Below are 8,196 nucleotides of genomic sequence, written 5' to 3' on the forward strand. Positions count from 1 at the left end.
TCTCCCCGACCCACTCCCCTTGAACCACAACAACGAGTCTGGCCCCGCCGCTCACGCGGCGAAGCCAGAACCCAACATCTTCATCAACCTTCTAGCGCCTTCCCGACCGGGCCAGCCAGCGCCCCTCGTGCCGGGACACCTCGATCGGCCGGCCGAAGCATGCCGTCATCCGTTCCCCGGTCAGCACCTCGGCCACCGGGCCGCGCGCCTGCACCCGCCCGTCGCGCAGCAGCAGGGCGTGGCCGATGGCCGGGGAGAGCTCCTCCAGGTGGTGGGTGACGGTCACGGTCGCCAACTCCGGCCGTTCCAGGGCCAGTTGGTGCAGCGCATCGATCAGGTCCTCGCGGGACGGCAGGTCGAGCGCGTTGAACGGCTCGTCCAGCAGCAGTAGTGACGGGTCGGACATCAGCGCGCGGGCGATCAGGATCCGGGCCCGCTGACCGCCCGAGCACACCCCGTACGGGCGGTCCGCCAGCTCCTTGCAGTCCAGTTCGGCGAGCAGTTCATGGGCGCGCTCGCGCGTGGCCGCGTCATAGGTGCGCCACAGCGGCTGCACGGTACCGCCGGCGCCGGTCAGTACGACCGTATGGCCCGTCGCGTCCTGCGGCACCTTCTGCGCGCTGGAGACCAGGCCGATGACGGCGCGCAGCTCGCGTACGTCCACCGAGCCGAGCCGGTGCCCCAGCACCTCGACGGTCCCGACGGTGGGGAACATCAGCGCGCCGACGAGCCGCAGGACGGTCGTCTTGCCCGCGCCGTTCGCGCCGAGCAGCGCCCAGTGCTCACCGGAGCGTACGGTCCAGTCGACGGCGTCGAGGATGACCTGGTCGGTGGTGTAGCGGCGGACACCGACGCCGTCCAGCGCCGCGATCACCCGGGCGCCGCGCGGGTCCGAAGGCTGCGGGGCACTCGTCTCAGGGGGCATCACAGGGCTCATCGCCGCAGAGTAGCTGTGCAGGACACCTTTCTGCGGCGGCGTCCGGTGCGTGGACCCGCCGGCGCGCTACTCCAGCCCCAACAGGGCCCGCACCCTTGCGTACTTGGCCGTCAGCCGCTCCCGCGTCGGCCCGTCCAGCACGGCCAGCCGGACCGGGTCCGCGTTGTGGGCGAGGTCGGACTCCTTGACCAGCAGCGCGCCGGGCGTGGCCAGGATGCGGGCGGTGTACTCCTCGACCGGTTCACCCGCCCGCTTGGTGACGGCCAGGACCATCGCCTTGGTCGCCTCGCTCAGCGCCGCGCCCGCCAGCCACTCCCGGCTCAGCGCCGCGTCCTCGACGGCATCGTGCAGCCACGCCGCCGCGATCTGCTCGTCGCTGCCACCCCGTTGCCGTACCCCGGCCGCGACCGCCGCCAGATGCTCGGCGTACGGGCGGCCCGCCTTGTCGGCCTGGCCCTCGTGCGCGCGCCGGGCCAGCTCCTCGACCTCGGCGAGCGACAGCAGGGGGGACGGTGTCGAATCAGCCATGCGGTCATTGTGACCCGGCACCGGTACCGGCGCGCCCGTCGTTCCGCAGCGCGGCCGCCATCACCTCGCGCGCGACCGGCGCCGCGACGCTGCCGCCGCTGATGTCCGACCGGTCCGCGGCGGCCTCCTCGACCACCACGGCCACCGCCACCGACGGCTCATTGCGGTCCTTCGCCCGCGCCCAGGAGATGAACCAGGCGTACGGCACCCCTTCGTTGCGCACCCCGTGCTGCGCGGTGCCGGTCTTTCCGCCGACCGTGGCGCCCTTGATGGCGGCCTGCCGCCCGCTCCCGTGCTCCACGACGTCGACCATCATCTCCTGGAGCTGCGCGGCGACGGCCGGTCCCATCGCCGCGCGCGCGGACCGCTGCGGCCCGGCCTCCAGGGTGGTCCCCCGGGCGTTGGCCACCCCGTCGACCAGATACGGCGGCGCCAGGATCCCGCCGTTGGCGACCGCCGCCGCGACCATCGCCATCTGGAGCGGGGTGGCCGTGGTGTCGAACTGCCCGATCGCCGACAGCGCGACCTGCGACGCATCCATCTGTGCCGCGAACGTGCTCGGCGCCACCGGGGACGGGATGCGCAGCCGGCGGTCGTTGAACCCGAACCGCTCCGCGGCCTTCGCCATAGCGTGCAGCCCGATCCGCGCACCCAGCCGCGCGAACACCGTGTTGCAGGAGATCCGGAAGGCGTCCTTGAGGCTCGCGTTGCGGCAGCCCTTCGCCGCATTGCTCAGCCGGGTCGCGGTGCCGGGCAGGGTGTACGGGTCGGGGACGTCCGTGGGCGCGTCGATGTCGGTCACCGCTCGGCTCTCCAGCGCCGCCGCCGCGGTGACGACCTTGAAGGCGGAGCCGGGCGGATAGGCCTTCCGGATCGCCCGGTTGAGCATCGGCCGCGGCGCCGCGCCGTTCAGCCGCCGCCAGCTGTCGCTGACCGAAGTCCCGTTCCCCGAGAGCATGCCGGGGTCGTACGAGGGCGTACTGGCCAGCGCCAGGATCCGCCCGGTACGCGGCTCGATCGCGGCCACCGCACCCTTCTTGCGGCCGAGCCCGTCGAACGCGGCGCGCTGCATCGCGGGATCGATGCTGGTGGCGACGCTGCCGCCCGGCCGGTGGCCGCGGGTGAGCCGGTCCCACCAGGGGAACGTGGCGAGCCGGCCGTCGGTGCCCGCCAGGATGCCGTCCTCGGCGCGCTCGAGCAGGGAGGTGCCGTACAGCTGCGAGGAGTAGCCGGTGACCGGTGCGTACAAGGGGCCGTCGGTGTACGTCCGCTCGTAGCGCAGCCGGCCGCCGCTGTCCCGGGAGCCGGTGACGGGCCGGCCCGCGACCAGCACGGCGCCCCGCGGCTGCGCGTAACGGGCGAGTGCGGCACGGCGGTTGGCCGGATTGGCGGTGTACGCATCGGCCTCCCACAGCTGCACCCGGGCGGCGTTGACCAGCAGCGCGACCAGGAGGAGAGCACAGATGACGGCGGTCTGCCGGATACAGCGGTTCACGGGCGCGGCTCCGGCTCCCGGCTGCGCTCCGGCTCCCGGCCGGTCCTCGGCTCCCCGCCCTCGGGGCGGTCCGCCGCCGGCCGCCCCCGCACCCGCTCGGGCCCCCGGGCCCGGTCGCTGATCCGCGCCAGCAGCGCCACGATGATCCAGTTCGTCACGACCGACGACCCGCCCTGCGCCAGGAACGGCATCGCCATCCCCGTCAGCGGGATCAGCCCCATCACCCCGCCCGCGATGACGAAGACCTGGACGGCGGGCAGTGCGGCAAGGCCCACGGCCAGCAGCCCGCCGAACGGGTCGCGGATGCCGAGCGCGGCCCGGAACCCGCATCCCACCAGCAGCGTGTAGAGCACGAACAGCGCGCAGAGCCCGGCCAGTCCCAGCTCCTCGCCGAACGTCGCCAGTACGAAGTCGGACTTCATGGCGAACCCGATCAGCTGCGAATCGCCCTGCCCCAGCCCGGTCCCCAGCAGCCCGCCCGCCGCGAAGGCGAACAGCGACTGGGCGAGCTGACCCGGCCCCTCGCCCGCCGCGATCCCCGCGAACGGATGCAGCCAGTCCGCCACCCGCCCGTGCACATGCGGCTCCAGCGTCCCCACCGCCGCCGCACCCGCCCCCGCCAGCAGCAGCCCCACCGCCAGCCACCCGAGCCGCCCCGTCGCCACGTACAGCAGCACCACAAAAATCCCGAAGAACAGCAACGAGGTCCCCAGATCCCGCTCCAGGACCAGTACGCCCACGCTCACCAGCCAGATCGTCACCACCGGCCCGAGCACCCGGCCGGTGGGCAGCCGCAGACTCCACATCGCGCGCCCGCCCGCACCCAGCGCCGTGCGGTTCGCCGCGAGATAGGCCGCGAAGAACACCGTGATCAGCACCTTGGCGAACTCGCCGGGCTGCAGCGAGAGTCCCGCCACCCGGATCCAGATCTTGGCGCCGTTGACGGCCGGGAACAGGATCGGCGCCACCATGAGAAGCAGCGCGAGCGCCGCGCACGGATTGGCGAACCGCTGCAGCATCCGGTGGTCGCGCAGCAGCACCATCACGCCGGTGAAGAGCCCCACGCCGACCGCGGACCACACCAGCTGGGCGGGCGCGGCATGGTTGCCGGGCGTCTCCCGGTCGAGCCGGAAGATCAGCACCAGGCCGAGGCCGTTGAGCAGTACGGCGATGGGGAGCAGCAGCGGATCGGCGTACGGGGCGCGGAAGCGTACGGCGAGATGGGCGAGCAGCGCGAGCGCACCGAGACCGGCGCCGTACTTGGCGGCGCCCGCCGGGACGGCCTGCGCGGTGGCGGCCCCCACGACCAGATACCCGCAGACGCTGATGAACACCGCGCCCGCCAGCAGGCCCAGTTCGATGCCCCGCCGCTTGGGCGGCAGCGGCAGGGGCGGGGGAGTGTCCGCGGCGCGCGCGGGGGTTGCCGGTGCCGTTGCCGTCATGCCAGGCAACGTAGCAAGCAGCGGGCCATATATCCGTTATGTCGCACCCGGTGTTCGGGAGCGGACCCCGGAGCCGACGGCCCCTGCGTCCACGACCGGACGGCTACGTCACGACCGTACGTCTAAGCCGATGACCGAACGGCCACGTCCGCGACCGGACATCTACGTCCACGACCGCACGTCCGCCACCGCCACCGCCCGCCCGTGCTCCCGCAGCGACACCGTCGCGGCCGTCCCCACCAGCGACGCCGCGACCGCCTCCCGCACCCCCACCCGCGGCACCGCCCCGTCCTCCTCCATGCACGCCCGGAACGCCTCCGCAATCAGCGCCGTCCCCTCGTCGTGCCGCGGCACCGCCACCGGCTCCGCGCCCCGCGTGCCCCCGATCCGCAGCGGCGGCGGCACCAACTCCTCCTCGTACGCGCCCTGTTGGCCTGCCCTTTCCTTCGGTGCCGTCCAGGCGTCCCGCCGCACCCGTACGTTCCAGGAGCGCTCACCGGCCGCCCGCACCGACTCGGCCAGGCCCCGCGAGCCGCGTACCGAGAACCAGTGCCAGTGACTGTCCGGCTCGCCCTGCAGAAATGTCTGCCGGGTGAGGGCCAGTCCGCCGTCCGACAGCCGCACCATCAGCACCACCGCCCCCGGCCGCGTCTCCTGAGTGGTCACCGGGAAGGCGCTCACCTCCACCGGCCAGGTGCCCGTGACATCCAGTACGGGCGAGAGGGCGTGGGTGCAGTACTCGGTGGGCGAGATCCGGCCGCGCCAGTGCGCCGGGTCGCCGACGAGCGCCGCGACGTCCTCGGGGGACGCGGCATGCACGTAGTCGGACTCGATCAGCTGCGGAGCACCGACGGCGCCGCCCCGTACCAGCTCCCCGATGGCGCGCACATGCGCATGCGCCACATAGTTCTCCGCGAATGCATACGAGGCGGCACTCCGCTCGGCCGCCGCGACCAGGGCCCGCCCCTCCCGCTCCGTCGTACAGGCCGCCGTCTCGCTCAGGACATGGATCCCGGCATCGAGGAACGCGACGGCCGCCTCCGCATGCCGGTCGAAGTCATGCGCCAGCACTACGCCGTCGAGCCCGGCCTCCGGCGCGAGCAGATGCCGCCACCGACTCGTCGTACGCGCCCCCGGAAACTCACGGGCCGCGGCGGTGATGCGCGCCTCGTCCGTATCGCACAGCGCCACGACCCGGACGCCCAGCCGCGCGCACCAACGGGCGACATACAGCCCACGGACCAACCCGACAACGCCGATGGCAGCCATCGGACCAGTGTGTGCCCGCACGGCAGCCGTCCGCCAAGCAATTTCTCCGCAGGGCCGATGGAGGCAATTCGCCGTTCGCCACGGACGGAACCCCGGCCCGCGCCGCCCGAAACGCGATTCGCTGTCCACCATGACGCCACCCACGACCCCCGGCATCCCCGCCGCCCAGGCAGACCTCCTCCGCCGCTGCTACGAGATTTTCGACACCCAGGACGTCGAGGCCTTCACCCGCGCCCATTTCCACCCGGACGTGGAGTGGCCGAATGTCGCGGAAGGCACCCGGCTGCACGGCATCGACGCCGTCCTGGCCTACTGGAGGGCCCAATTCGCCGTCGGCCACCCTCTGGTGCGGCTGGAGGGAATGACCCGTGACCCGGACGGCCGGATCCGGGCCCAAGTACGCCCCGGCGCCCAAGACGTGAACGGCGACGACCGCTGGGCGGAGCGGACCGTCCAGCACCTCTACACCTTCCACGACGGCAAGGTGGCGCGCAGGGAAGTGAGGGAGGGTGAGGGGCAGTCCCAGGAGCGGACCCAGGGATATCTCCGGGACGGTCTCGGGGATATCCCTGGTTCGTTCCGTCAACGCGCCCGATGACAGTTTGTAAACTCGTTCCGACCGAACTGAACGAACAGACCGAACGCAACAAACACACCGAAAAGCGCAAGGCCGAGCTCGTCACGCTGATGCGGCCGACCGAACACACCGGTCGTTGGCATGGACCCGCACCATGACCACCGCAAGCGAGGGGCTATGGCGTACGTCTCATCCGTCCACGCCGAGTGGAGGTCCCGTGCCGTCTCGGCCCCATGGGCCGCGGAGCGCGGGTGACCGACCCCCTCGACGAAAGGCAGTATTAGCGTCATGACGACTCTCCGTTCCCGGATCATCGCCTGGGCCGGCCGCATGTATCTGGCGAGAACGCGCAAGAAGGGCTTCGATCTGTCGCGAATGTCTTTCTTGCCCGAGGCCGTCCTGATGCCGTTGCGGCGCGAGGGGCTCGACCCCGTAGGCGACTTGGGGGCCGTCCGGGAGAAGGAACCGATCACCAGGCTCCCGGTGCCGATAGCCGCCAACGTCTGGCTGGTCACCGGCTATGACGAAGTCAAGGCGGTACTCGGCAAGGCCAGCGCCTTCAGCTCCGACTTCACCAACCTCGTCGGCAAGGCCGGCGCCGGCGTCGAACAGAACCCCGGCGGCCTGGGATTCGCCGACCCGCCCGTCCACACCCGTCTCCGCCGGCTCCTGACGCCCGAATTCACCATGCGCCGCCTGGGCCGCCTCACCCCCCGCATCCACGAGATCGTCGAAGAACGCCTCGACGCCATGGAAGCGGCCGGCAAGAACGGCGACCCGGTCGACGTCGTCCATTCCTTCGCCCTCCCCATTCCCTCCCTCGTCATTTGCGAACTCCTCGGCGTCCCTTACGAGGACCGCGCCGACTTCGAACGCCTCAGCGCCGCCCGCTTCGACCTCTTCAGCGGCGCCAATGCCTCCTTCGGTGCCATATCCGAATCCCTTTCCTACTTCCGCGACATCGTCAAGAAGCAGCGCGAGAATCCGGGCGACGGCCTGCTCGGCATGATCGTCAAGGAACACGGCGACTCGGTCAGCGACGAAGAACTGGCCGGCCTCGCCGACGGCGTCCTGACCGGCGGCTTCGAAACCACCGCCAGCATGCTCGCCCTCGGCGCCCTGGTCCTCCTCCAGGACCCGGAACACTTCGCGGCCCTCAAGGACGATGACGATGCCGCAGAGCGCTATGTCGAGGAACTGCTCCGCTACCTCACCGTCGTCCAGGTGGCCTTTCCCCGCTTCGCCCGCGAGGACATCGAAATCGGCGGCGTACAGATCACCTCCGGAGACGTGGTGCTGTGCTCCCTCAGCGGCGCCGACCGGGACGGCAAACTCGGCCCGGACATGGAACAGTTCGACCCCTCCCGCAACGTTCCGTCCCATCTCGCCTTCGGCTACGGAATACACCGCTGCGTCGGCGCGGAACTGGCCCGCATGGAACTCCGCGCCGCCTACCCCGCCCTGGTCCGCCGCTTCCCCCACATGCGCCTGGCCATCAAGCCCGAGGACCTCGAATTCCGCAAACTTTCCATTGTCTACGGAATCGAGTCGCTCCCCGTCCACCTCGGCAACTGACCGGGAAATCGGGCGCTTTCCCTATACGTCCCCCTGACCGGGCACCTCGCGAAATGCCGCGGTGCCCGGTCATTGCATTCCGCCGTGGCACCGACGCCCCGGAGGTGAAGCCCGTCACCAGGACGGCAGCGGAACCACGCTCGACGGAAAGGGCAGGCTCCTCGAGATCACGCACCGCCGGTCCCGGGCAACAGCAAAGAGCCGGACCCAGTGTCCTGGGTCCGGCTCTTTGATCACGGCACTGCAGACCAGTGGATGGATCACGCTGATGTCTGCGAAGTGCCCCCGGCAGGATTCGAACCTGCGCACACGGCTCCGGAGGGCGTGATTAGTAAGGCGGCGAATGTGCCTCTGACCTGCGCGTATGTTGCCG

7 protein-coding genes are annotated in these 8,196 nt (G+C 71.3%); 2 read left to right on the forward strand and 5 right to left on the reverse strand.

What is annotated here, in order from left to right; genetic code table 11:
* Nucleotides 1–91 precede the first annotated feature (91 nt).
* From AB0D04_RS41615 to AB0D04_RS41635, 5 genes are all read right to left on the reverse strand, one after another.
* The gene (locus AB0D04_RS41615) at nt 92–925 is read right to left on the reverse strand and encodes an ATP-binding cassette domain-containing protein (protein ID WP_362712622.1); all 834 of its coding nucleotides are present in this window, start codon (nt 923–925) and stop codon (nt 92–94) included.
* A 78-nt stretch (nt 926–1,003) separates the two neighbouring features.
* Complete coding sequence (locus AB0D04_RS41620; RefSeq protein WP_362712616.1) at nt 1,004–1,465, reverse strand: HD domain-containing protein; 462 nt, start codon at nt 1,463–1,465, stop codon at nt 1,004–1,006.
* 4 nt (nt 1,466–1,469) lie between these two features.
* Nucleotides 1,470–2,960, reverse strand: a complete 1,491-nt coding sequence (locus tag AB0D04_RS41625) for a penicillin-binding transpeptidase domain-containing protein (RefSeq protein ID WP_362712617.1) — start codon at nt 2,958–2,960, stop codon at nt 1,470–1,472.
* Entirely contained in the window at nt 2,957–4,402 is a 1,446-nt protein-coding gene (locus tag AB0D04_RS41630) for an FtsW/RodA/SpoVE family cell cycle protein (RefSeq protein ID WP_362712618.1), read from the reverse strand. The genes AB0D04_RS41625 and AB0D04_RS41630 overlap by 4 nt, the downstream gene beginning before the upstream one ends.
* 162 nt (nt 4,403–4,564) lie before the next feature.
* The gene (locus tag AB0D04_RS41635; RefSeq protein ID WP_362712619.1) at nt 4,565–5,671 is read right to left on the reverse strand and encodes a Gfo/Idh/MocA family oxidoreductase; all 1,107 of its coding nucleotides are present in this window, start codon (nt 5,669–5,671) and stop codon (nt 4,565–4,567) included.
* A gap of 130 nt (nt 5,672–5,801) precedes the next feature.
* Between AB0D04_RS41635 and AB0D04_RS41640 the strand changes: the two genes are divergently transcribed.
* On the forward strand, nt 5,802–6,269 hold the full coding sequence (locus AB0D04_RS41640; RefSeq protein ID WP_362712620.1) for a nuclear transport factor 2 family protein: 468 nt from the start codon (nt 5,802–5,804) through the stop codon (nt 6,267–6,269).
* 267 nt (nt 6,270–6,536) lie between these two features.
* A complete protein-coding gene (locus AB0D04_RS41645) occupies nt 6,537–7,823 on the forward strand; it encodes a cytochrome P450 (RefSeq protein WP_362712621.1) in 1,287 nt (428 codons plus the stop codon).
* Nucleotides 7,824–8,196: the final 373 nt, after the last annotated feature.

It is taken from the genome of Streptomyces sp. NPDC048483 (genome assembly GCF_040651455.1).
In the GTDB taxonomy this organism is placed as follows: domain Bacteria; phylum Actinomycetota; class Actinomycetes; order Streptomycetales; family Streptomycetaceae; genus Streptomyces.